Annotated in this window: 22 protein-coding genes; 10 read left to right on the top strand and 12 right to left on the bottom strand. The window is 63.0% G+C overall.

Annotation, left to right across the window (positions count from 1 at the left end):
• Positions 1-44 precede the first annotated feature (44 nt).
• The 4 genes from recO (at position 45) to IVA95_RS08925 (ending at position 4492) form a co-directional block, all read left to right on the top strand.
• Entirely contained in the window at positions 45-794 is a 750-nt protein-coding gene (recO, locus tag IVA95_RS08910) for a DNA repair protein RecO (protein WP_247510173.1), read from the top strand.
• A 79-nt stretch (positions 795-873) separates the two neighbouring features.
• Positions 874-1023 (top strand): hypothetical protein, encoded by a 150-nt coding sequence (locus IVA95_RS08915; protein ID WP_213251992.1) that lies wholly within the window; start codon positions 874-876, stop codon positions 1021-1023.
• Positions 1024-1090: 67 nt separating this feature from the next.
• Positions 1091-3346: a DNA topoisomerase IV subunit A gene (gene parC / locus IVA95_RS08920; RefSeq protein WP_247510174.1), complete on the top strand. Its 2256-nt coding sequence runs from the start codon at positions 1091-1093 to the stop codon at positions 3344-3346.
• A 198-nt stretch (positions 3347-3544) separates the two neighbouring features.
• On the top strand, positions 3545-4492 hold the full coding sequence (locus IVA95_RS08925) for a cation diffusion facilitator family transporter (RefSeq protein WP_247510175.1): 948 nt from the start codon (positions 3545-3547) through the stop codon (positions 4490-4492).
• Between the two features lie 100 nt (positions 4493-4592).
• Here IVA95_RS08925 and chrA read toward each other — a convergent pair whose 3' ends face one another.
• Entirely contained in the window at positions 4593-5984 is a 1392-nt protein-coding gene (gene chrA, locus IVA95_RS08930; RefSeq protein WP_247510241.1) for a chromate efflux transporter, read from the bottom strand.
• Between the two features lie 11 nt (positions 5985-5995).
• Entirely contained in the window at positions 5996-6814 is an 819-nt protein-coding gene (locus IVA95_RS08935; protein WP_247510176.1) for a chromate resistance protein ChrB domain-containing protein, read from the bottom strand.
• A 363-nt stretch (positions 6815-7177) separates the two neighbouring features.
• On the opposite strand from IVA95_RS08935, the gene IVA95_RS08940 reads away from it, so the two are divergent.
• Both IVA95_RS08940 and IVA95_RS08945 read left to right on the top strand, forming a co-directional pair.
• Positions 7178-7750, top strand: coding sequence for a hypothetical protein (locus IVA95_RS08940; protein ID WP_247510177.1), 573 nt, complete (start codon positions 7178-7180; stop codon positions 7748-7750).
• A 10-nt stretch (positions 7751-7760) separates the two neighbouring features.
• Positions 7761-8990 (top strand): MFS transporter, encoded by a 1230-nt coding sequence (locus IVA95_RS08945; protein WP_247510178.1) that lies wholly within the window; start codon positions 7761-7763, stop codon positions 8988-8990.
• Between the two features lie 48 nt (positions 8991-9038).
• Here the strand turns inward: IVA95_RS08945 and IVA95_RS08950 are convergent, their stop codons facing one another.
• Both IVA95_RS08950 and IVA95_RS08955 read right to left on the bottom strand, forming a co-directional pair.
• Complete coding sequence (locus tag IVA95_RS08950; protein ID WP_247510179.1) at positions 9039-9293, bottom strand: hypothetical protein; 255 nt, start codon at positions 9291-9293, stop codon at positions 9039-9041.
• Between the two features lie 164 nt (positions 9294-9457).
• The gene (locus tag IVA95_RS08955; protein WP_247510180.1) at positions 9458-10189 is read right to left on the bottom strand and encodes a sulfite exporter TauE/SafE family protein; all 732 of its coding nucleotides are present in this window, start codon (positions 10187-10189) and stop codon (positions 9458-9460) included.
• A gap of 265 nt (positions 10190-10454) precedes the next feature.
• On the opposite strand from IVA95_RS08955, the gene IVA95_RS08960 reads away from it, so the two are divergent.
• Positions 10455-11333 (top strand): DMT family transporter, encoded by an 879-nt coding sequence (locus tag IVA95_RS08960; RefSeq protein ID WP_247510181.1) that lies wholly within the window; start codon positions 10455-10457, stop codon positions 11331-11333.
• Between the two features lie 2 nt (positions 11334-11335).
• Here IVA95_RS08960 and IVA95_RS08965 read toward each other — a convergent pair whose 3' ends face one another.
• The 6 genes from IVA95_RS08965 to IVA95_RS08990 form a co-directional block, all read right to left on the bottom strand.
• Positions 11336-12499, bottom strand: a complete 1164-nt coding sequence (locus IVA95_RS08965; RefSeq protein ID WP_247510182.1) for an MFS transporter — start codon at positions 12497-12499, stop codon at positions 11336-11338.
• Between the two features lie 120 nt (positions 12500-12619).
• On the bottom strand, positions 12620-13984 hold the full coding sequence (locus IVA95_RS08970) for an FAD-dependent oxidoreductase (RefSeq protein WP_247510183.1): 1365 nt from the start codon (positions 13982-13984) through the stop codon (positions 12620-12622).
• 53 nt (positions 13985-14037) lie between these two features.
• Positions 14038-14355: a metalloregulator ArsR/SmtB family transcription factor gene (locus IVA95_RS08975; RefSeq protein ID WP_065754777.1), complete on the bottom strand. Its 318-nt coding sequence runs from the start codon at positions 14353-14355 to the stop codon at positions 14038-14040.
• 91 nt (positions 14356-14446) lie between these two features.
• The gene (arsJ, locus tag IVA95_RS08980; protein ID WP_247510184.1) at positions 14447-15673 is read right to left on the bottom strand and encodes an organoarsenical effux MFS transporter ArsJ; all 1227 of its coding nucleotides are present in this window, start codon (positions 15671-15673) and stop codon (positions 14447-14449) included.
• Positions 15674-15677: 4 nt separating this feature from the next.
• A complete protein-coding gene (locus IVA95_RS08985) occupies positions 15678-16721 on the bottom strand; it encodes an ArsJ-associated glyceraldehyde-3-phosphate dehydrogenase (RefSeq protein WP_247510185.1) in 1044 nt (347 codons plus the stop codon).
• A gap of 11 nt (positions 16722-16732) precedes the next feature.
• Positions 16733-17590 carry a helix-turn-helix domain-containing protein gene (locus tag IVA95_RS08990; protein WP_256470175.1) on the bottom strand — a complete coding sequence of 286 codons (858 nt, stop codon included), beginning with the start codon at positions 17588-17590 and terminating at the stop codon, positions 16733-16735.
• A gap of 249 nt (positions 17591-17839) precedes the next feature.
• Here IVA95_RS08990 and arsB point away from each other — a divergent pair, with 249 nt between their 5' ends.
• The 3 genes from arsB (at position 17840) to IVA95_RS09010 (ending at position 21914) form a co-directional block, all read left to right on the top strand.
• Positions 17840-18895 (top strand): ACR3 family arsenite efflux transporter, encoded by a 1056-nt coding sequence (gene arsB, locus IVA95_RS09000; RefSeq protein WP_247510186.1) that lies wholly within the window; start codon positions 17840-17842, stop codon positions 18893-18895.
• Positions 18896-19078: 183 nt separating this feature from the next.
• The gene (locus tag IVA95_RS09005; RefSeq protein ID WP_247510187.1) at positions 19079-20338 is read left to right on the top strand and encodes an adenylate/guanylate cyclase domain-containing protein; all 1260 of its coding nucleotides are present in this window, start codon (positions 19079-19081) and stop codon (positions 20336-20338) included.
• A gap of 22 nt (positions 20339-20360) precedes the next feature.
• Entirely contained in the window at positions 20361-21914 is a 1554-nt protein-coding gene (locus IVA95_RS09010) for a serine hydrolase (protein WP_247510188.1), read from the top strand.
• A 226-nt stretch (positions 21915-22140) separates the two neighbouring features.
• On the opposite strand, the gene IVA95_RS09015 is transcribed toward IVA95_RS09010, so the two are convergent.
• Together IVA95_RS09015 and IVA95_RS09020 are read right to left on the bottom strand one after the other, a co-directional pair.
• Positions 22141-22575, bottom strand: coding sequence for a hypothetical protein (locus IVA95_RS09015; protein ID WP_247510189.1), 435 nt, complete (start codon positions 22573-22575; stop codon positions 22141-22143).
• Positions 22576-23108: 533 nt separating this feature from the next.
• Complete coding sequence (locus IVA95_RS09020) at positions 23109-24323, bottom strand: multidrug effflux MFS transporter (protein ID WP_247510190.1); 1215 nt, start codon at positions 24321-24323, stop codon at positions 23109-23111.
• Positions 24324-24518 lie beyond the last annotated feature (195 nt).

Genomic DNA, 24518 nt, shown 5'->3' on the forward strand with positions numbered 1-24518 from the left:
GGCGAAAGCTGCGCTCCCCACCCAAATCCTGTAAACTCCCGCCCATGGAATGGACCGACGAAGGCATCGTACTGGGCGTACGGCGGCATGGCGAATCCTCCGCCATCGTCGAACTGCTGACGCGCGGCCATGGCCGGCATCTCGGCCTGGTGCGCGGCGGTGCCTCCTCGCGGATGCGGCCGCTGCTGCAGCCCGGCAATAGCGTCACCGCCGTATGGCGGGCGCGGCTCGACGAACATCTCGGCACCTACGCCATCGAGGACACGCGGCTGCGCGCAGCAACGCTGCTGGCGTCCTCGCATGCGGTCTATGGCGTCACCCATCTGGCCGCGCTGGCGCGGTTGTTGCCAGAGCGCGACCCGCATGAGGACATCTACGAGATGCTCGACCGCACGCTGAACGACTTTGATGACGCCGGCGGCGCGGCGGCGCACCTGATCCGGTTCGAGCTCGCGATGCTCGCCGAGCTCGGCTTCGGCCTCGATCTGGAAAACTGCGCCGCGACCGGCGCGACCTCCGACCTGATCTACGTCTCGCCGAAATCCGGCGGCGCCGTCTCGCGGGAGGCCGGCGAGCCCTATCGGGATCGCCTGCTGCGGCTGCCGGCCTTCCTGCGCGAAGGCGAGGGCGGGGCGAACGGCTGGTCCGACCAGGACCTGCAGGACGGTTTTCGCCTGACCGGTCTGTTCCTGCTCCGCCACGTGCTGGAGCCGCGCGGGCAGGGCCATTCCGATGCTAGGGACGGGTTTATCAACGCGGTGACGAAGCGGCGCGCCAGAGCGGCGCTTCCGTGACCGCCAGCGCCCCAGAGTTGCGAATGACAGTGGTTGCGACTCGGCCGCACATTCCTCACAGGCGTTACCTAGAGGCTTCATGACGGATCCGGTCAAGCGGGAGCAGAAGAAGTATCGCATGCAGCAGATCGCGCGTCAGGGGGCGCTGATCCGTCGAATCATGTTCTGGCTGCCGATTGCCTTTTTCGGCGGCATAGGCCTGCTGATGGCCATATTCGGCCGGCACTGAGCAATTGTTGGTGGAACTACCCTGTTCGCGTCTTGCCCGATTCACCGCAAAAGTTTAACGCCTCCCCATGGGAAAACGACAGCTACCGCCTGAAGAACCGGCCGAAATCCACGAGGTCATGCTGCGCGATGCGCTGGAAGAGCGCTATCTCGCCTACGCGCTCTCGACCATCATGCACCGCGCCTTGCCGGACGCCCGCGACGGGCTGAAGCCGGTGCACCGGCGGATCCTCTACGGCATGCGCCTGCTCAGGCTCGACCCCGGCACCCCGTTCAAGAAATCGGCAAAAATCGTCGGCGACGTGATGGGCTCGTTCCATCCGCATGGCGACCAGGCGATCTACGACGCCATGGTGCGTCTCGCCCAGGATTTCGCCTCGCGCTACCCGCTGGTCGACGGCCAGGGCAATTTCGGCAACATCGACGGCGATAACCCGGCCGCCTACCGCTACACCGAAGCGCGCATGACCGAGGTCGCGCGACTGTTGCTCGACGGCATCGACGAGGATGGCGTCGAGTTCCGTCCCAATTACGACGGCCAGAGCAAGGAACCGGTTGTTCTGCCCGGCGGCTTCCCGAACCTGCTCGCCAACGGCGCGCAGGGCATTGCGGTCGGCATGGCGACCTCAATCCCGCCGCACAACGTCGCCGAGCTCTGCGACGCGGCGCTGCACCTGATCGACAAGCCTGAGGCGAAGTCGAAGTCGCTGATGAAATGGGTCAAGGGCCCGGACTTCCCGACCGGCGGCATCATCGTCGATTCCAAGGAAAGCATTGCCGAAGCCTACGTGACCGGGCGCGGCTCGTTCCGCACCCGCGCCAAATGGACCCAGGAAGAGGGCGCGCGCGGCACCTGGGTCGTGGTGATCACCGAGATCCCGTGGCTGGTGCAGAAATCCCGCCTGGTCGAGAAGATCGCCGAACTGCTCAACGAGAAGAAGCTGCCGCTGGTCGGCGACGTCAGGGATGAATCGGCCGAGGACGTTCGCCTCGTGATCGAGCCGAAATCCCGCGCGGTCGATCCGGCGCTAATGATGGAATCGCTGTTCCGGCTCACCGAGCTCGAGAGCAAGATTTCGCTGAACCTCAACGTGCTGATCAAGGGCAAGATCCCCAAGGTGGTGGGGCTCGCCGAGTGCCTGCGCGAATGGCTCGACCATCTGCGCGACGTGCTGGTGCGCCGCTCCAACTACCGCAAGACCCAGATCGAGAACCGCCTGGAAATACTCGGCGGTTACCTGATCGCCTATCTGAACATCGACAAGGTGATCAAGATCATCCGCACCGAGGATGAGCCGAAGCCGGCGCTGATCAAGGCGTTCAAGCTGACGGAAGTTCAGGCCGACGCCATCCTCAATATGCGCCTGCGCTCCTTGCGCAAGCTGGAAGAGTTCGAAATCCGCACCGAGGACAAGAACCTCCGCAACGAATTGAAGGGCATCAAGTCGCTGCTCGGCTCCGAAGCCGAGCAATGGTCCAAGGTCGGCGAGCAGGTCCGCAAGGTTCGCGACATCTTCGGGCCGAAGACGCCGCTCGGCAAGCGCCGCACGCAATTCGCCGACGCGCCCGAGCATGATCTCGCCGCGATCGAGGAAGCCTTTGTCGAGCGCGAGCCGGTCACCGTCGTGATCTCGGAAAAGGGCTGGGTGCGCACGCTGAAGGGTCATGTCGAGGATATCTCGGGGCTCGCCTTCAAGACCGACGACAAGCTCGACCACGCCTTCTTCGCCGAGACCACGTCAAAACTGCTGCTGTTCGCCACCAACGGCAAATTCTATTCGCTCGACGTGGCGAAGCTTCCCGGCGGCCGCGGTCATGGCGAGCCGATCCGCATGTTCATCGATCTCGAGCAGGACGCCGCGATCGTCTCGCTGTTCGTCAACAAGGGCGAGCGAAAGTTCCTGATCGCGAGCAGCGAGGGTCAGGGCTTTATCGTCAAGGAAGAGGATTGCGTCAGCAATACCCGCAAGGGCAAGCAGGTGCTCAACGTCACCATGCCAAACGAGGCCTGCGCGATTGCGACCGTGCAGGGCGACACGGTCGCCGCGATCGGCACCAACCACAAGATGGTGCTGTTCCCGCTGGAACAGGTGCCCGAGATGGCGCGTGGCCGCGGCGTGCGCTTGCAGAAGTATTCCAGCGCCAAGCTCTCAGACGTTGCCGTGTTCGAGTTCAAGGCCGGCCTGACCTGGAAGGATTCCGCCGGCCGCGAGCAGAGCATGAGCGCCAAGGAACTGGCCGACTGGCGCGGCAATCGCGCCGACGCCGGCCGCCTCGCACATGGCCTGCCGAAATCGAACAAGTTTTTGCGCGGTGTGGAGTAGAGAAGGTAGGTGGGCAAAGGCGCACCAGCGCCGTGCCCACCATCTATCGGCATGTTCATTGAGAATGGTGGGCGCGCTTCCGCCTTCGCTCGTCGAGCTACGGCGGACAAGTCGCTTTGCCCACCCTACGATTCTGCCCGTAATAGTATTCCCAATTTCACGCGCTATATAAGTCGCCGTCGAACCGAACGAGGCGGAATGGCGCACGATCATCACCACCACAATCACTCCCACCCGCATGATCATTCCCATGGTCACGCCGGCCACAGCCATACGCCGGATAGTTTTGGCTGGGCGTTCGCCATCGGCGCCACGCTCAACACCGCGTTCGTCATCGCCGAACTGATCTTCGGCTATGCCGCCAATTCGCTGGCGCTGATCTCTGACGCCATCCACAATCTCTCCGACGTCATCGCACTGCTGCTGGCGTGGGGTGCCGCGTGGCTCGCGCAGAAGCAGCCGACGCAGCGGCACACTTACGGATACCGCCGCGCCTCGATCCTGGCCGCGCTGTTCAATGCCGGCCTGCTGCTGGTTGCGGTCGGCGGCATCGTCGTCGAGGCCGTCAACCGGCTTTATGCCCCAGCGCCGGTCGCGGGCATGACCGTCATCCTGGTCGCTGCGCTTGGCGTCGTCATCAACGGCGGCACCGCGCTTTTATTCATGCGCGGCCGCCATGGCGACCTCAATATCCGCGGTGCCTATCTGCATATGGCCGCGGACGCCGGCGTCTCGCTCGGGGTGGTGATTGCGGCGCTCATCATCATGCTGACGGGATGGCTGTGGCTCGATCCCGCGATCAGCCTTGTCATTGCGGCCGTGGTGTTCTGGAGCGGCTGGGGTCTGGCGCGCGACAGCGTCAACCTCGCGCTTGACGGCGTGCCACGCGGCATCGAGCTCTCCGATGTGAAAGATTATCTCGGCGGGCTGGAAGGCGTCGTTGAGGTACACGATCTCCACGTCTGGGCCATGAGCACCAACGAAACCGCGTTGACCGCGCATCTGGTGCGACCCGGCGGTTCCGACGACGCCTTCCTGCATCACGTTTGCGAGGAGCTGTCGCACCGTTTCAACATCCATCACAGCACGCTGCAGATCGAGGTCGATGCCGCCGTCTGCAAGCTGGCGCCGGTGGAACGAGTGTAGCGCGTGTAGGATGGGTGGAGCGGAGCGATACCCAGCATCAGCTCAATATGCGATTGATGGGTATCGCTTGCGCTCCACCCATCCTACGACGATGGCTGCGCTATGCCACCCCCGCAAACCTTAGCGCCACGCCCGCCACGCACGATCCGGCCAGCACCCAGAGCATGCCGACGTTAAGCCGGAAGACCGCCGTCGCCGCGGCGGCCGCTAGCACGAAAGCCGCGACATCCAGGCTTCCCCACACCGGCATGTCGAACGACAGCCCGAGCGAGCGGACCGGCGTGGTCTGCCGGAACAGCGTGTGCAATCCGAACCAGATCGAGAGGTTCAGGATCACGCCGACCACGGCAGCGGTGATCGCGGAGAGCGCGCCCGCAAGCCCTTTGTTGCCACGCAGCGTCTCGATGTAGGGCGCGCCGAGGAAGATCCAGAGAAAGCAGGGAATGAAGGTCACCCAGGTCGCCAGCAATCCGCCGAGCGTCGCTGCAACCATCGGCGACAGCGTGCCGGGATCGCGGTAGGCCGCCATGAAGCCGACGAACTGCAGCACCATGATCAACGGCCCCGGCGTCGTCTCGGCCATGCCGAGGCCGTCGAGCATCTCGCGCGGCTGCAGCCAGTGGTAATGCTCGACCGCCTGCTGCGCGACATAGGCCAGCACCGCATAGGCGCCGCCGAACGTCACCAGCGCCATCTTGGAAAAGAACAGCGCGATCTGGCTGAATACGTTGGCCTGGCCAAGCCCGATCAGCAGGGCCGCGACCGGCACCGCCCATAGCAACAGCCACACCGAGCTTACGCGCAGCGCGCTTCCCACGCTGGGGCGGATATGGTCGGGCAGTTCCTCGCCGAGCAGGCTGTCGACCGCTGCCGACTTGTTGCCGCCGCCACCATGTTCGATTGCGGTGAATTCCGGCCGGCCGCTGCGCGCGCCGAAATAGCCGATCACGGCAGCCGCGATAATGATGATCGGGAAGGGGACGTTGAAAAAGAAAATCGCGACAAAGGCGATCGCAGCAAGCGCTATCATCACGTGGTTGCGCAGCGCGCGCTTGCCGACTCTGACGACGGCGCGCACCACGATCGCGAGCACCGCAGCCTTCAGCCCGAAGAACACCGCCTCGACGAAGCCGACGTTGCCGTAGGCTGCGTAGATATAGCTCAACGCCATGATGGCGATGATGCCGGGCAGGATGAACAGGCCACCGGCCATGATGCCGCCGGCGGTCCGGTGCAACAGCCAGCCGATGTAGGTTGCGAGCTGCTGCGCCTCTGGTCCCGGCAGCAGCATGCAGTAGTTCAGCGCATGCAGAAACCGGCTCTCCGAGATCCAGTTCTTCTCCTCGACCAAGATGCGGTGCATCACCGCGATCTGCCCGGCTGGGCCGCCGAAACTGAGCACGGCGACCCGCAGCCAAACGCGAAAGGCTTCACCGAAGCTGATGCCGTGACCAATTTCCCTGACGGCATCGGCTTCGGCCACTTTGTTCATCGTCGCGCCCATTACGGTTTCGCCTTGTTGGTCGGCCAATTGTGGGTCTCGCCAGTCGCGTCCCGGCACCATCGGTAGAACGCGTCGTACAGCGTCATGCCGGCTTCGAGCTGTTCGAGATCGTCGTCGAACATCCGCGACAGGCCGAGCGAGGCCGCGAGCAATCCCGGCGCTTCCGGCGACAAATCGAGCCGCCCGGTGTCGGCGCCGCGCACCATCGCCGCCAGCCGCAGCAGGGGCGGCGTCGCAAGGCCAAATTCCTCGATCATCACATCGAATGTGCAGAGTTCGCCGCGGTGGCTCCAGAACACGTTCTCGACATCAAACGGCGCAGCGTTGAAACGCTCACCGACGGCAAGCACCTCCGGCGGCGTCACGAACAGGAACACCGCGTTCGGGTCGACGAACCGGCGGATCAGCCACGGGCAGGCGATGCGGTCGATCTTCGGTCGCGCGCGGGTGACCCAGACGGTGCGGCCCTGCGCATCGCGCGCGGGGAGCTTTGCGGCCGGCACCAGCGGCAGTTTGGCGGCTTTCCAGCCTTCAAAGCCGCCTTCCAGCGCTTCAGCTTCGACGTGCAGATGCCGCAACCAGGCAGCGGTGCCCTGCGCCAGTTTCTGGCCGCGCAGGCAGACGACGATGGCCGAACGGCCGGCGAACTCTTCGCCCCAGTCGGCGGCTTCCTGGTGGTTGCGCCTGACGGCGCCGGGAATCAGCCGCTGATCGGCGGCGAAATCCTCGTCGGTACGAACGTCGATCAGGGCAGGCGTGTTCGCCGTGCCGATCAATTTTGAAAGCTTGTCTGATGATATCGTGGTGTAGGATGACATGGCTGCGCCCTCGTCAAAAGAAACGGGACGCGATACTTGGGCATGTCGCCTCGTGGGGAGATCGCAACATCCCCATGCGCGGAATTAAGCGCGCCGCTGCCCGGCTGTCAACGGGGTCTCGCGGCTCGTGCTTGCGCCCGTACGCAATCGGGCCTAATCTACCCTCACCGGGGACAAGCAGGCTCCCCGTCAGACGGTCCCATCGTCCAAGCTCTGCGCAGACCCGACGTGTCGGGAGAAGCGCACATGGATAGGTCAGGGCCGATAATTTTTTGTCCCATCAGATCAGTACTGCGCGTCGGGCTCTCTGCAGTAGCCTTGGTATGCACTGGACTGCCTGCCTTCACGGCAGGAGACGCCGTCATGATTGCCATCGACCGCATGACTATAGGTTCCCCTCCGGCTGGATTCTCGTTTGCGCGAACCGGCCAGGGGGCCGAGGGTAAATGGAATGTCGTTGCCGATGCGACCGCCAAAACAGGCCGCGCTATCGAGCAGCAGAGCGCCGACAGCACTGACTACCGCTTTCCGCTCGCCATACATGAGAGCTTCTCGGCGAAGAATCTCATCATGCAGATCCGCTTTAAACCCGTTGCGGGCAGGATCGACCAGGCCGGCGGCATTGTCGTGCGGCTTACTGACCCCGACAATTACGACGTCGCCCGCGCCAACGCGCTCGAGCACAATGTCCGCTTCTACCGGGTCGTGGCCGGCCGTCGGCAGCAGCTAGGCACCTCAAACATTCGCGTGACATCGAATGAATGGCACACCCTCACGCTGCGGGCCGAAGGCGAGCGGTTCACCGTGAGCTATGACGGAGCGACGCTGTTCGAGGCGAAGGACGATACGTTTAGAGATCCCGGTGGTGTTGCACTGTGGACCAAAGCCGACAGTGTGACGCGCTTCGATCAGGTGACGATCACCGCTTTGCCGTGAGGACGCCGGAATGACGAGCATTGCGACCGAGCCGAAGGCTTCGATCGGAAACGCGCTGATCCGGCTGCTCTATGTCGCGCGTGGCCTGCGCGGCTTCGGCGACGGTTTTGCCGTCATCATCCTGCCAGCCTATATGACCGCGCTGGGATACGACGCTATTGCCGTCGGCATCGTGGCGACGGCGTCGCTGTTGGGAACGGCGCTGCTGACGCTGATCACCGGCTGGATCGCGCCGCGCCATGACCTGCGGCCGTTGCTGATAGCGGGCGCCTGCCTGATGGCGGCGACCGGCATCGCCTTTCCCGCGGTCGAGCATTTTGTTCTGATCGCGCTCGTCGCGTTCATCGGCACCATCAATGCCTCCGGCGGCGATCTCGGTGTGCTGGTGCCGCTCGAGCACGCAGTGCTGGCCCATAGCGCAACCGATGAGCGCCGCACCCAGGTGTTCGCGCGCTACAGCCTGATCGGCGCGCTATGTACCGCGGCGGGGTCGCTTGCGGCATCGTTGCCGGATCTGCTCGTGGCGGGCGGCAGCACGCAACTCGCCGCATTCCGCCTGATGTTCTACGCCTATGCCGCACTCGGCATCGTCTGCGCGGTGCTCTATCGCCACGTGCCGCATCAGCGCGGCGAGGAGAGAGCGCCGCAGACGCCGCTCGGACCGTCGAGAGGCACCGTCTACAAGCTCGCGGCGCTGTTCAGCATCGATTCCTTTGCCGGCGGCTTCGTCGCGCAATCCTTGCTGGTGCTGTGGCTGTTCGAGCGTTTCGATCTGTCATTGTCCGCGGCCGGATTGTTTTTCTTCTGGTCGAGCACGCTCAGCGCCTTTTCCTATCCGGTCGCCGCCTGGATCGCCAAGCGCATCGGCCTTGTCAACACCATGGTGTTCACCCACATTCCCTCCAGCATCTTCCTGATCCTCGCGGCGTTTGCGCCGAACCTCTATGTGGCGCTCGGCTTGCTGCTGTTGCGCTCGGCGCTGTCGCAAATGGACGTGCCGACCCGCACCTCCTATGTCATGGCCGTGGTGACGCCGGCCGAGCGGCCGGCCGCTGCGAGCGTCACCGCCGTGCCGCGCAGCCTCGCATCTGCCGTCAGCCCGGCGATTTCGGGCGCGCTGTTGATGACGTCGTTTACGGGGTTGCCGCTGGTGGTTTGCGGCACGCTCAAGATCTCCTATGACCTCGCTTTGCTGTTCTCGTTCCGCCATATCAAGCCGCCGGAGGAGCAGGGGCGGTAGCGCGTTCTCGCACCCTGCGGAGACCGGCTCGTCACGCGGTTCGCGGGACTACCAGGGCGATCGCCGTCCGTCGGGGAGGGGGTCCATCACGCGCCGCTCGTCGCGCACATGCGACCATTGCGCCAGCTTGATCTCCGGCGTGTCGGGCGTGTTGCCCCCTTCCGAGTTAAACGCGAGTTGCTGGCTTACCTGCACCTGGTATTTGGCGGCTTGGGCCAGCCAATACCATTTCTTGTCGGGTTCGCTCAGCGCGCGTTGACGGCACTCGGCTTCCAGTTCGCGTAAGCGGTTCGCTTCCTTCATAGCCAATCTCAGAGCTTGGAGGCTCCAACCTGCCGGAGCCTCGAAACCACCGGAAACCGGGGCTCCGGTCAGCTTCTCATGACAAAAACTTCTTGACGGGAGGCTATGCCAGTTCGACGCAATTGATTGAAATTTAGGGATGGATTGAACCGATAGTTCGCGGATCAAGTCATCAGCACCGCTCCCGAGACCAGCAACAGCACGAGCACAACCTTCCTGAACGAAGCCTCATCCAGCCAGCCGTACAGCGTGAGCCCGACCCAGGTGCCGGCAAACAACGCCGGCAATCCGATCAGGAACAACTTGATAGTGTCCTGCGTGATCGCGCCTTTGGCGCCGATCCACACCGCGCTCATGGCGAAGATCACAACGGCTACCGGCTGAAACACCGTGCGTTGCACGTCCTTGGGCCAGCCGCGCAGGCCGCACCAGATCGTCACCAAAATTCCGGCAAGCCCGGTGATGCCGCCGAGTACGCCGTTGAGGAAACCGACGGCGGCGTCGGCCACAGCGCCGCCTGCTTCCACCGCAGGGACAGCCGGTCGCAGCAGCGCGTAGAGGCTGTAGAGGACCAGGAAGGCGCCAACGCCCGCGCGCACATGGGCAGGGTTCGCCCAGGTCAGGACGCCGACGCCGACGGGAACGCCGAGTGCAGCACCCGCCACGAACGGCCAGAGCCTTCGCCAGTCGAGCGCGCCGCGCAGCTTCCATACCGAATAGCCCTGCACGAGCAGCCCGAACGCGATGATCAGCGTTGCCGTTTGCAGCGGAGTGAGGATGTAGAGCCAGATCGCGGAGACGACGAGGCCGAAGGCGAAGCCGGAGAGACCTGCGACCAGCGCGCCGACGAAGGTCGCGACAAAAAACAGCGGCAGTTCGAGCGTCGTTCCATCCATGTGCCCGCTCCATACAAAAGCGAGCAGCGCTTGAATGGGATCGCCATTTAACGGGGAGGCTGCGACTTCCCCGGTTGCAGGCTAGGCCCATCATGGTATCGCGCGCAAGACGAGAGATCGACATAGGCTGCTGACAGTTGCCGCCATTTGCGTGCAGTTCACGCGGCGCAAGACGAAAAGATTCATCCGAGCGTCATCGAGACTCGCGTGCGCGATTTCCCGCACCATATGATCCGCGCGATAGAGGCGGCCATAGGGGGCGGCGTTGGGTGAATGGATCGGGGTAGCAATCGCGCTGGTCTCGAGCAGCCTCGGCGGCAGCGCCGCGGCGATCACGCGCTATCTCGCCGGTAATACCGATCCGATCACGCTCGCGATTCTGCGATGGGGAATCGGCTTCTGCTGCGTGCTGCCGGCGGCGCTGCTAATGAAGGCGCGGTGGCCGAAGCGTGCGGACTGGCCCGCCGTCGCGGCACTCGGCTTTTGTTTCTTCGGCGTGTTTTTCGTTCTCTACAATATTGCCATGACGTTCACGACCGCGGCGCGCGCCTCGCTCGCACTGGCGACGCTGCCGCTGCACACCATGGTGGTCGGCGCGTTGCTCGGCATCGAGCCGCTGACGAAACGAAAGTCGATCGGGGTCTGCATCGCAGTCTTGGGTGTCGCTGCCGCGCTCGCAACGGGATTGTCGGCCGCGCCGGCGGGCGCGTGGCGCGGTGAATTGATCATGACCGGCGCCGTTCTGTGCATGGCTTTCTACAATGTCTGGTCCCGGCCGTTCATCCAGCGATCCAGCGCGCTCGGTTTCCTGACCGTGGGCATGGGCACCGGCGCGGCGGCCCTGATCCTGGTCGGATCGTTGACCGGCAGTGTGGCATCGCTCGGCCAGTTCGGAACACCGCAATGGATCGCCGGGCTCTATCTCGGCGTCGCGGGCGGGGCGCTCGCGTTCATCCTGTGGGTGCTGGCGCTAGAGCGGGCGTCGCCGACGCGCGTGGCCAATACCATGACCGTCAATCCGGTTGCTGCCGGCCTGCTCGCCACTCAGCTCGTCGGTGAGCCGATCACGCTCAACCTCGTGGTCGGGCTGATCGCCGTGTTTGCGGGCATATGGATCGCGACATCGGAAACCGCGAAGCCATAGGCTCACGTATCAACTAGCGGCTTCGACGACCTCTTGCGCAGCAGGAACAGCGCCAGCAGCGCGGAGATGCTGAGCGCCGACGACACGATCAGAACCCGCGCGCCCATGACCTCGATCAGCAGCCCGAACAGCAGCGGGGCGGCGGCCTGTGCCATCCGCGCCGGTGCGCCGATGATGCCGAGACGATAGCCGTAATTCTCCGGGCCGAAAATCGCGAGCGGCAGCGTGCCGCGCGCAATCGTCAGGATGCCATTACCGGAGCCGTGGAACAGCGCAAACACGCTGGCCGCGCCGCCGCCGGCCAAGCCGAGGATGGCCGCGCCGATCGGATGCGTGATGCAGGCAAGTCTGGTCGAGACCAGCGGATGATAGCGGCTGAGAAAGCCCGCCTCGAAGATCCGCCCGGCCACCTGCGCCGGGCCGATCAGCGCGCCGGCAAACACGGCCTGCGCGGTGGTCGCGCCCGCTTCTTCCATGATGCGCGGCAGATGCGCCGCCATCGCGCCGGTGACAGTCCAGGCCGCGGCGAACGCGAAGGCGAGCACGATCATCGTGCGGTCGATCGGAATATGCGGCTTAACGGCCGAAGCCACGGCTGCCTTCGCCCCTTTCACGGCCGGCAGCATCAAGAGATTGAGCGGCAGGCCGATCAAGATATGTGCCGCTGCCCAGGCAAAGCAGGTGTTGCGCCAGCCGATGGTTTCCAGCCCCCACGCGGACAGCGGCCATCCCACGGTCGAAGCAAATCCGGCGAGCAGCGTGATGCCGGTGATCGAGCGTCGCGCCGCGTCGCCATAGATGCGGCCGAGCGCGGCGAAGGCCGCATCGTAAAGGCCCGCGCCCATGCCGACGCCGAGCAGCAGCCAGGCGATGACGAGCATGGGGATGGATGATGTGAAGCCGAGCAGCGCCAGCCCGGCCGCCAGCACCAGATTGGATAGTGACAGCACGGACCGGCCACCGACCAGGTCAATCTGCCGTCCGACACGCGGGCCTATCAGGGCCGAAATCACCAGCGAGGCGGAAAAAGCGGCAAATATCCAGGTCGAGGATATGCCGAGATCGCGCGCGATTGGGTCAGCGAGAATCGCTGGCAGATAGTAGCTCGAAGCCCAGGCCAGGGTCTGTGTCGTGCCGAGAGCGAGGATGATCGGAAGCTGACTCACTGGACCGTTTCTCTTCTTGACCACAGCAGCGCAAATGGCCCGAGCAGGATGCCGAGCTGCCCCACGCACATCGCAACGATGACGGATCGGCCTTGCGAGATTCCGCTCACTCCCTGTTGATCAGGACGCGCAACCGCATCCCGTCTTGCCTTGCTGCTTTGCTTTTTCATCCGCGACGCAACAGGCGTCAACATCCGATAATGCAGGGCCGCCACAGCAATTGCCGGCATCTGGCGCGAGCGAGCGGCTGCAGACGCCGGTCTCGGGCAGCACCAGTTCGACCCGCTCTGCGGCAGCTCGGTCATCGGCGATGTCGGCCGCTATCGAGCGCACCTGTTCATACCCGGTGAGCATCAGGAAGGTCGGCGCGCGGCCGTAAGCTTTCATGCCGGCGAAATAGAAGCCTGGCTCGTCCTGCGCCAATTCGCGAGCGCCGTGCGGCCGCACCGTGCCGCAGCTATGCTCGTTCGGATCGATCAGCGGCGCCAGCGCGACCGGACATTCGATCGCAGGATCGAGCCGGATGCGTAACTCGCGCACGAAATCGAGGTCGGGACGGAAACCCGTCGCGACGATCAATTCATCGACCACGGCCTGCCGGGCGGCGCAGCCGGACAGGGCGCCGACGACGAGGTGCGGACCGTCGGCTACGAGATGCGAAACGCGAAAGTTGCTTTCGACCCTGATGCTGCCCGCCTTCACCAGCGCGGCAAAGGCCGCGCCCAGCTCGCCGCGCGCCACCAGCTTGTCGTTCGCGCCACCGCCGAAAGCCTTGGCCGGATCGCTGCCGCGCAGCAGCCAGATCGGCCGGGTGCCCGGCGCCTGTTCGGCAAGTTTTGCCAGATCGATCAGCGTGCCGATCGCCGAATGTCCCGCGCCCAGCACCGCGACGGTCTTGCCGGCATAGCGTGCGAGGTCCCTGCCGAGCACGTCGGGCATACCATAGGCGATGCGGTCGGAGGTATCAGCCTCCCCGATAGCGGAAAGGCCATTGGCGCCTGCCGGGTTCGGCGAATGCCAGGTGCCGGAGGCGTCGATGATCGCATCGGCCTTGACGACTTTCGGACCTTGTCCGTTCTGATACCGAATTTCGAACGGCGCCTTTTCGCGGCCCTTGGTCTTCATCTTGTCGAACCCGGCCCGGCTGATCGCGGTGACGCGGCTCGACGTCTGGATATGAGGCTTGAGCGCCGTGTGTGCCGCAAGCGGCTCGAGATAGTGCTCCACCATCTCCATGCCGGTCGGATACTGATCCGGTTCGGGAGAATTCCATCCCGTTGTCGCCAGCAGCCGCGCCGCCGCCTTGTCGACATTGTATTCCCAGGGCGAGAACAGTTGGACGTGGCCCCATTGCCGCATGGCGTGGCCGACCTTGTCGCCGGCTTCCAGCACGATCGGCTGCAGCCCGCGCTCCAGCAGATGGGCGGCGGCGGCAAGGCCGACCGGCCCGGCTCCGATAATGGCTACCTTCGTGGCTTCGCTCATGATATTCTCCCATATAACTAGAAATATCGAAATAACGCTTGAAAGAGCGGCAGCTAAGCCGCGGTCTTGGCATCCTTTGTTTCAGCGCTTTCCGTGCAGCATTCGGCAACCAGAAAACCTACCAGCTCCCGCATCACCTCGTAGTTGGCGTGGCAGATCAGCGTCGTGGCATCGCGCACCTGCGTCACCAGGCCGACCACCACCAGCGCCTTGATATGGTGGGAGAGGGTCGAGGGCGCGATCTTCAATTTCTCCTGCAGGCGACCGACGGCAAGCCCAGCGCCGCCGGCGCGGATCAGGGCACGATAGATCTTGAGCCGGGTTGGATTGCCCAGCGCTTCGAGATGGGCGGCGGCGTCATCGAGTTTCATGATGGAAGAGTGTCACGACCAGGCGTTCACGTCAACCATATTTCCAGAAATATGGAAATATCGACTGTCCATAGGCCGACGTGATTGTGGGCTATGAACGCGAGTGGGCGGGTGAAAGACCTTCGTTGGTCGGCAGCAGGAAGCTGATCAACCAACACAGCAGCAACATGACCGCCGCACCAGTCAGACATCCGGTGATACCGCCAACCTGATAGAGAACCCCTGAAAGTGTAATTCCGAGAAGACGACCGACGGCGTTGGCGGCGTAGTAGAACCCGACATCCTCGGCTGCCTTTTCGGACCCAGCATAGGCCAAAATCAAATACGAGTGCAGCGAGGAGTTCACCGCAAAAGGCAAACCAAAGAGAGCTAGTCCGACGACCAATATCAGGTCGGGACGGTCGACAGTTGCCGTTTGCATGATGAGAAGCAGGGCGATCGGCACGGCGGCGAGAATCGCCGCCCATAGACGGGCAGCCGGAACCTCACGGCTCAGACCGTCGGAGCTGCGGCTCACCAGCGTCGGCGCGATCGCCTGCACGCCACCGTAGGCAATCGTCCAGGCAGCGAGAAATCCGCCCACCTCCAGAAAACGCCATCCGTTGGCGTAGAGAAACACTGGCAAACCGACGACGAACCAGACGTCTCTCGCGCCGAACATGAAGATGCGCGCGGCGGCCAGCAGATTCACGCCACGCGACTTGCCGAACAGCTCGCGCACGGTCTTCGATGATTTGGCTTTGCCGAGTTGGGCGGGCAGCAACAGCAGCCCCGCGACAAAGATCACGCCGAGCAACGTTGCCATCAGCCATAGCGCATGGGTGAAGCCGGCCAGATCGAGCAGCAGGCCGCCGACGAAGAATCCGATGCCCTTCATGGCGTTCTTGGAGCCGGTAAACCAGGCGACCCACCGGAATAATTGACCGCTGCCTTCGCCGGAGGTTGCCTTGATGGCGGATTTGGACGCGGTTTTGGTCAGGTCCTTGGCGACACCGGCGATCCCTTGAGCGACGACGACCCATGCGACCGATAGGGCGGCGCCCCAGCCGGGATTGAGCGCCGAGAGCATCAGCAATCCTGCGATCTGCAGCATCTGGCCGGCCGCGAGCATGCGGGGAATGCCGAAACGCGACGCGAAGTAGCCGCCCGCGAGATTGGCGGCAATACCGGCCGCCTCATAGAGGAGAAATAGGAAAGCGAGCGTGAAGGGCGTATATCCCAGCCGGAAAAAGTGAAACAGGACCAGCATGCGCAACGCGCCGTCCACCAGCGTGAAGCCCCAGTAGGATGCCGTGACGATGAGGTAGTTTCGGATCATGGGTCTATACGCCCGCTTGTCGGACGATGTTGGCGAGGTCGACCATTCGGCAGGCGTATCCGACCTCGTTGTCGTACCAAGCATACACCTTCAGCAGCGTCCCATCCGTCACCATCGTGCTCAAGGCGTCGACGATCGAGCTGCGGGGATCGTTGTTGTAATCGGCCGAAACCAGGGCGCGCGTCTCCAGTCCCAGGATACCGGCCAGCACGCTTTCAGAAGCTGACTTGAAAAGCTGGTTGACCTCCTCAACGGTAGTCGAACGTTGCAGCTCGAATACACAATCGGTGAGACTGGCGTTCAACACGGGTACGCGTACGGCGTGGCCGTTCAGCTTGCCCTTGAGTTCTGGATAGATCAGCGAAATGGCGGTGGCGCTTCCGGTGGTGGTCGGTTGCATCGACAGCATTGCCGATCGTGCGCGCCGCAAATCCTTGTGCGGAGCATCGACGACGACGTTGGTGTTGGTCGGATCGTGAATCGTCGTAATCTGTCCGTGGCGGATGCCGATCGATTCATGGATCACCTTGACGACGGGTGCCAGGCAGTTCGTCGTGCATGACGCCGCCGTCAACAGCCGGTGCCGGGCAGGGTCGTAAAGCTGATCGTTGACACCGACGACGATATTGAGTGCCGCTTCGTCCTTGACGGGGGCGGCGACGATCACGCGTTTGACGCCGCGGTCGAAGTAGCCCTGCAGCTGGTCCGGCTTCAGGAACTTTCCGGTGCATTCGAGCACCACGTCGCAACCAAGATCGCCCCACGGGATATCGCCCGGATGTGCCAGTTCGCTGAAGCCGATGCGCTGCTTGCCGATCGCAATCGTCTTGTCGGCCTCAACTTCGATCCGCTGGTGCCAGCGTCCGTGAATGCTGTCGAATTCGAGCAGGTGGGCGGTCGCCGCCACGCCACCTTTCAATTCGTTGATATGGACGACCTCCAGACGGTTGTTGGCGCGCGGATCGCTCTCGGGACGCCGGATGCCACCGAGCGCCGCACGCAGGGCGAGCCTACCGATGCGGCCCATGCCGTTGATTCCAACTCTCATAAGAAATTTCCTTAAGGGGATACGCGAGTCGTATCGCCGATTTCGTCCAGGCGCGCCTTGATCGCCATGCGGTCCAGCGAGTCGAACGGCAGGCTTGTGAAGATTTCGATGCGGCGCCGGATCATGGCGTAGAGTTCATTCAGGAGCGTGGTGCGCTCGGCCGGCGACCCTGTGAACTGCGCCGGGTCGGGCAGGGGCCAGGCGCCGGTGACGAACTGGGCGCCGAGATCCGGACAAAACTGACCGTTGGGTGCGTCGCAGAGCGCGATGACGAAGTCCATTCGGGGAGCGAGCGGACCTCGAAACTCATCCCACGACTTTGGATGCAGGCGGGACACGTCGTGCCCGAGGGCTTTCAGCCGGTCGATGACTTCGGGAACGGGTTCTCGGGCCGGTTCCGATCCGGCGGAATAGGCCCGGAAACGGCCACGGCCGATCTTCTCGAGCAGGGCTTCGGCGATGATTGAGCGAGCCGAATTTTGGGTGCACAGAAAGAGGACGTTGAACGCGGGCGTCATGAACTTCCCCGTTGCTTCGGATGGGAGATCGAAGGCATCGCCACAGAGTTCGGGGCGGCCGTTGCAGCAGTCCCTGGAGAGAAATTCGAGCAAGCCTCTAAATCCGTCCACATCGGCCCGATAGTTCATCGAGCGGCCATCCTTCTCGACGGAGATCAAACCGGCTCGGCTAAGAATTGCGAGGTGCGTCGACATCGTGTTGTGCGGCACTTCGCAGAGTCGTGCGATCTCACCGGCGGGCAGGCTTTGCGGGTGGACGGCGAGCAGGTGGCGTACCGCGGCAAGTCGGGTTGCCTGCGCGAGCGATCCAAAACCCTCTATGGCGCTGGCTTCGCGACTATTTGCTTCCATTGACTTCTCGCGGCCTCGCTATCGTGTCCATATTTATCGACAAATTAAGTGACAGTTCGATGACGTTACGTAAAAAAGCGCGGTGATTTGCGCAGTGTTGGCGCAATTTTCGTTTCAATGCGTCGAGAAATCAAGACATATTTCTTGCGAACCGGCTGAGTCTGCAATATCGGAGGTCATCGCACGGTCACGGCTGCGCGCGATAGCAGGAGAGAGTGCCTCTCCAAGTCATGCCCGGATGTCTCCACCATGAACCTGTTCGAACGTTATCTGTCGCTCTGGGTGGCGCTGTGCATTGTTGCCGGTGTCGCACTCGGGCATCTGCTGCCGGGGCTGTTCGCGACCATTTCGAGTGCCGAAATCGCGCGGGTGAACCTGCCGGTGGCGGCGCTGGTCTGGCTGATGATCATCCCGATGCTACTGAAGATCGATTTCGGTGCGCTCGGCCAGGTACGGGAACACTGGCGCGGCGTCGGCGTCACGCTGTTCATCAACTGGGCGGTCAAGCCATTCTCGATGGCGCTGCTGGGTTCGCTGTTCATCGGGCATCTGTTTGCGGCATGGCTGCCCGCGGCACAAATTCCGTCCTACATCGCCGGTCTCATACTGCTGGCGGCTGCGCCATGTACCGCGATGGTGTTCGTGTGGTCTAACCTGTGCGAGGGCGAGCCGCACTACACGTTGAGCCAGGTTGCGCTCAACGACGTCATCATGGTGTTTGCGTTTGCGCCGCTGGTCGGCCTGTTGCTCGGCGTGGCTTCGATCACCGTGCCTTGGGCGACGCTTCTGCTTTCGGTGCTGCTGTATATCGTGGTCCCAGTCATCGTGGCACAGCTTTGGCGCCGTGCGCTGTTGAGAACGGGACCTGCAGCGTTGCGGCGGACGCTGCATAGGCTGCAACCGGTGTCGCTGGTGGCGCTGCTGACGACGCTCGTAATGCTGTTCGGCTTTCAGGGCGAACAGATTATCGGGCAACCGCTGGTGATCGTGTTGCTGGCGGTGCCGATCCTGATCCAGGTTTATTTCAACGCCGGCCTGGCCTATTGGCTGAGCAGGCGCTTCGGCGTGGCCTGGTGCGTCGCTGCACCGGCGGCGCTGATCGGCGCCAGCAACTTCTTCGAACTCGCCGTCGCCGCCGCCATCAGCCTGTTCGGCCTGAATTCCGGAGCCGCGTTGGCCACGGTCGTCGGTGTGCTGGTTGAAGTCCCCGTCATGCTTTCGGTGGTCTATCTGGTGAAAGCTTCGCGCGGCTGGTACGAGGCGGGTGGCGCAACCGTCGCCGCCAGTAATGACGCGCCGACGTGAGCATCGCACCGCGGCCGGGGTCTGGTCTACACGACGCGAATGATGTCCAGACCTGAAGATCTGTCACAGTGCGACTCGACAATTTCCTGACATTTGCAAGCCTGCGCTCTGACCTTCGAGGTCTGGCCAGCGCGGGCGGCGCGAGCCTTTCGCTCGCCCCGATTGCACGCCATAATAGCATGCATGGAACTCACACCCCGTCTGCGCCTGATGAACTGGCTGGTCGGCCAGGGCCTCACCGGCTTGCCTCAAAACGACCTGATCCGCGGTTTCTGCGAGCGCTGCTGCGCCGAGGGGCTTGGCCTGTCGCGCGGCATGGTCTTCATCGATACGCTGCACCCGATTTTCGAGGGCCGCGGTTTTCGCTGGAACGACGCCGAGACCAACGAAAGCGACGTGTTCGAATACGGCTCGACCAACGAGGGCGAAGCCGCGGAGGCCTGGCGGAGTTCGATCTTCTACTACATGCTCCAAAACGGCCATGAAGAGCTGCCGCTCGATCTCGCCAATCGCACCTCACACAACTTCAAATTCATGGGCGAGCTTGCCGAGAAAGGTCACAAGCATCTGGTCGCCTATGTGCACCAGTTCGGCGAGGCCGGCACCATGGGACAGATGGACTGCGTCTATTCCTATTGGGTGACACGGCGCGACGAGGGATTTGGCGCGCAGGGGCTCGCGGCGCTCCGCGAGCTCGTGCCGACGCTGGGGCTAGCGATCAAATCTGCGGCGCAGGCTGATATCACCAAGACGCTGGGCCGGGTCTATCTCGGTCGCGACACCGCCGAGCAGGTGCTGCGCGGCCGCATCACGCGCGGCGTCACCGAGCGCATCAATACGGTGCTGTGGTTCTCCGACCTGCGCGGCTCGACCGCGATCAGCGAAAGCATCGATCCCGGCGAGATCATCCCGTTCCTCAACGATTATGCGCAGGCCTCGATCGACGCCATCCATGATGCCGGCGGCGAGGTGCTGAAGCTGATCGGCGACGGTGTGCTGGCGATGTTCACCCACGAGAACATGGCGAAAGCAAATCGCGCGGCGCTGCGCGCCGAACATCGCTTCCGCCGCAACATGAGGACGCTCAACGCCCGCCGCACAGCCGAGAACCGCCCGGTCACATCAGCCCATGTCGGCCTGCATGTCGGCGAAGTCTTTTACGGCAATATCGGCAGCGACGACCGGCTCGACTTCACGGTGGTGGGACCTGCCGTCAACGAGGTCAGCCGCATCGCCTCGATGTGCCGCTCGGTCGACCGGGAATTGCTGATGTCCTCGGCGTTCCGCGAAGGCCTCGATGCGGCGGGGCGAAACTATCTGGTTTCCACCGGCCGCTACGCGCTGCGCGGCATCGGCCGCGCGCAGGATCTCTATACGCTCGATCCGGATATTGCCGCGGACGAGGTGGTCGCGGGGAAGTACGAGCGATATCTGGCGGGTTAGCTCGCAACGACACGGGGCGCTGATGCAAAATCAAAGGTTTGCCGTCTCCGGGATTTTTCTCGGTGCGATCATGCTGGTTTCGACCTGCAGCGCTGCCGCATACGCCCAAGGCGCAGCGGAGTCTGTCTGGCCGACCAGGCAATGGCCAACATCCACGCCGGAAGAGCAGGGCATGGACCCAGCGGCGCTTGCCAAACTGGTCGAGTTCGGAACAAGCCGCAGCTTCGACAGTTTGCTGATCGTCCGGCATGGCAAAATTGTTCTCGATGCCTATTACGCGCCGTATGCGGCGGATATTCCCCACATCACCAACTCTGCCACCAAAGCTGTCATCGGCACCTTAATGGCGATCGCCTCCAAGGACGGGCTGCTGGATAGCACGGATCGTCGGATGTTAGACTTCTTTGCAGACAGAAGCGTCGCGAACGTGGATGAAAGGAAGAAGGCAATTACGGTCCAGAGCCTGCTGGACATGACGTCCGGAATAGACTGGGAAGAGTCATTGAGCGGGCGGCCGGTTTCGATGATCGCGATGGAGCGTAGCCCGGACTGGATCAAGTTCATTCTCGACCGTCAGATGTCGAGCGCACCTAGAGACATCTTCAACTACAATAGCGGCAATTCGCATTTGCTTTCCGCTATCATTACCAAGCTGACAGGGTTGAATGCGTCGGACTACGCCAAGGCCAGGCTTTTCGGTCCGCTTGGAATCAGCACGTGGAATTGGCGGCGCGACCCGCAGGGTATCTCAACCGGAGGATACGGTCTGGCGTTGCTGCCTCGCGACATGGCGAAGATCGGCTATCTATATCTGCGGCATGGCGAATGGGAAGGTAAGCCGCTTGTTCCACGAGGCTGGGTCGAAAGGACAAGCGACGCCACGGTGAACATGAATTCGAAGCGGGAGCCGGAGCTAAGATATTCCAACTTCTTCTGGGCGCTACCCAAGAAGCAGGTTTACATGGCGGTCGGATACCATTGCCAGGTCATCATGGTGTTTCCCAAGCTGGATATCGTTGCGGTGACGACGGCCAGAGACTTTTGTCCGTTCAGCAAAATGGCTGATGATATTTCCGGCGCCGTGAAATCCGAGACGGCGCTGCCGCCGGACCCGGCCGGCACAAATCTGCTTGCCGGCGTGATCCACGAGATATCAACCGAGAAACCGACCGAGGTCGGCGCAACGCCGGAGATCGCGTCTTTCATCTCCGGAAAGACATACAAGTTCCTTGGCAACGCTCTGAATGTGCGGTCGCTTTCGTTGACCCTTACCGGTCCGAATCCGCACTATGAACTGGAGCTAAATAACCGGGATCCAGCAAGGCCATCACTCAAGTTTACTGGCCCGATCGGGTTAGACGGGCTGTTTCGTAAAAGCGACCCGACGGCCTTCGGCGTCGCTGCGACCAAGGGAAGGTGGCTGGATGGCCAAACATTCGTGATCGAACGCCGGATGTTGGGTGCGGACGCCCCGCTACAAAAATGGACCCTGAGGTTCGACGGCGAGACGGTCAATCTTCGTGGCAATGACAGGGCCGGCCTTGAAGTTTCGACCGTCGGAGAGTCGGGCGATTAGCCACGCAGGATTGTGCCGGCCTGGATGCGTCGGGCGAAACTATCTGGTTTCCACCGGCCGCTACGCGCTGCGCGGCATCAGCCGCGCGCAGGATCTTTATACGCTCGATCCGGATATTACGGCGGACGAGATCATGGCGGGGGAAGTACGAGCGGTATCTGGCAGGGTAAGCCATTTCATAAGTTGGCGAGCATAAAGGCAGGCATTCAGAGCCGCCGTCATGTGGTCAACGCAGTTTTTGCGCGAGCGCGACATACGCCTGTTGCGGAAATGTGAACTTGCCATCGCCGAGCATCTTCGGCGTGGATCGGCTCGCGGTCCCGGCCGAAACGGATGAGATAATCGCCTGGCGCTCGGACTCGGTTCTGTCTTTAAGCAGGATCGTCATTGGTGTTGCGAGGAGTTGGAACCGAACATAGTCCAGTACGGAGGGAAATACGATAGTTTGCACGACGGTGTGCACTTCAACTACATCGAAGTCAGCTTCGCGTAAACGTTCTTCGAGCTGCGCAGGGTCGGAGAAGGAATGCTCGCCACGCTTGATCCGGGATGCGTCTTTGCCGAGAACTTCGTCCAGCGCGCCCACGAATGCATCGGCTCCATGTGTGTGCTCGATCGCGCTGTAGACGCTAAGCGCGGCACGTCCCATGTTGCGCAGCACGCGGTGCATTCGTTGAGCGCTTTGGACTGATCCGGGAAGAATTGAAGGCCGAGCTGGCAAAGAACGACGTCGAAACTTTCCGAGCGAAACGGTAAATTGAGCGCGCTACCTTCTACCCAACTGATCGGCGACACCTCGCTCGGGAGGCTTCGGGCGACCGCCAGCATTCCAGCATTCAGGTCGAGACCTGTCACTTGTCCAGCCGTCACACGGTGAGCCGCGAGACGAGCCACCACACCGGTGCCGCAGGCAACATCCAGAACGGCATCTCCCACGCGGGGCTGCGCGCGCGCGACCAGATCCTCCGCCCATTTGGTGGTGATCGCGGGCACGAGGTAGCGCTGATAGAGCTCCGCTGCAGATCCCTCTAACTGCCAGTGCGCTTCGCTCATCGGGCGGCCCCCCAGCTCCTGCGCGGCAGATGATAAGGTGTACCGGCTTCTTTGTCTCTGCGAAATTTGGAAACTGAAGGGTTTCTCGCACTCATCCAACTGGGGCGAATGGTTGCGACGGCGCACTAACGAGCCCCGGATCTAGCTCGGCGGTGGCCGCCGCGTGTAGAGCCCAACAGCCAGCAGTGAAAACACCGTCAGCACCGCGCCGAGCGCAAACAGCGCGTCATGGGAGATCGTCGCCGCGAGCCAGACGCCGATTGCGGCCGTCATCATCTGCGAGAAGCCGATGAGCGCCGATGCTGCGCCCGCTTTGTCGCCGAACGGGGACAGCGCCTGCGCCGTGCCTAACGGGCTGACGATGCCCATGCCGAGCAGGAATACGCTCATGGCCGCAAGAAAGGGCAGGAAGGAGGGGTTGTATAGCGAGACCAGCAGCATCGCGAGGCTGCCGGCGGCGGCGGTGAACAGTCCGCCCCGGATCGAACGATCGAGCCCATAGCGTGGCGCCAACCGGGTCGCGAGCATACCGGCGGCGAACACGATCAGCACCGTGCCCGCAAAGAACAGGCCGAGTTGAATCGGCGTAAAATGCATCGCTTCGATCAGTACGCGGGGCGCGGCCGAGAAAATCGAGAACAGCGCGCCCAGGATCAGGCTGACGGTTGCTGCCGGCACCACGAAGCGGCGGTCGCGGAGCAGGGCGAGGTACGTCTTTGCGATGGCCCACGGATCGAGCGGGGTGCGTGTCGCGAGGTGGGTCTCGCCGAACACCACGGCGTAGGCGAGGGCGCCGAGCCCGGCGAAAGCTGCGAGGAATGCGAATTCGGAGCGCCAGCCGAAAATGTGATCGAGCCCACCGCCGAGCAGCGGCGAAAAGCCCGGCGCTGCCGACATCGCGATCATGATCAGCGCCATCGCGCGGGCGAGGGCCGCGCCGGAAAACAGGTCGCGGGCTATGGCGCGGGACAGCACGGAGGTGGCGCAGGCGCCGGCCGCCTGGATGACACGGCCGATCAGCAGGCTCGGCAAATCACTGGCGAGGCCGCACCAGACGCTGCCGGCGAAGAAGATTGCAAATCCGGTCAAGACCGGCCAACGGCGGCCATAGCGGTCCGAGATCGGCCCGACCACGAGTTGCCCGACTGCGAACACCGCGAGGAAGACCGTGATCGCTGCGGTGACCGCCGCGCTCGAAACCTTCAGCGAAATAGCCATCTGCGGCAACGACGGCAGCAGGATGTTGGTGGCGAGCGTGCCGGTGGCTGCGAGGCCCGCGAGCACCGCGATCTGCAGGACAGTGGAGGAAGCTTCCGAACGAGGGCGGGTGTCTATTGCTGCAGTCTGGTCGGCCATGAGGGTTCCCGCTTCTATATGAAATGATGTATATCATACAAAGCGGGGCCGGAAAGCGGTAATTGCCCCTCGAAGAACATTTTGGAACAAAACACCTGTTCGCCCGGTCATTGCAAGCGCAGCGACCCTTCTACGCTTGCTGCGCAGCTTCGCAGGGCTTCAGTCCGCCGAAGCGCTTTAGCGCGAAGGCGGAAG

This window comes from Bradyrhizobium sp. 157, from assembly GCF_023073815.1.
Classification (GTDB): Bacteria; Pseudomonadota; Alphaproteobacteria; order Rhizobiales; family Xanthobacteraceae; genus Bradyrhizobium.